Source organism: Haemophilus sputorum CCUG 13788 (genome assembly GCF_000238795.1).
Lineage (GTDB): Bacteria > Pseudomonadota > Gammaproteobacteria > Enterobacterales > Pasteurellaceae > Haemophilus_A > Haemophilus_A sputorum.
The window spans coordinates 1-213 of record NZ_AFNK01000087.1; the positions used below are offsets into that span (position 1 = coordinate 1).

At 57.3% G+C, this 213-nt stretch carries 1 protein-coding gene; it reads left to right on the forward strand.

From position 1 onward, the window contains the following. Window positions 1–213: hypothetical protein (locus tag HSP_RS11445; RefSeq protein ID WP_208854032.1), on the forward strand; the 213-nt coding region annotated here is incomplete at both ends.

Genomic DNA, 213 nt, shown 5'->3' on the forward strand with positions numbered 1-213 from the left:
TGCTGTCGCTGATGAACCTGCTGCGGTTGCTGAGCTTTCAGCTGCGGTTGCAGATGAACCTGCTGCTGTTGCTGATGAGCCTGCCGCTGTCGCTGAAGATTCTGCTGCTGTCGCTGATGAACCTGCTGCTGTCGCTGAAGATGCTGCCGCTGTTGCTGAAGATTCTGCTGCAGTTGCAGACGAACCAGCTGCTGTTGCAGATGAGCCTGCCGC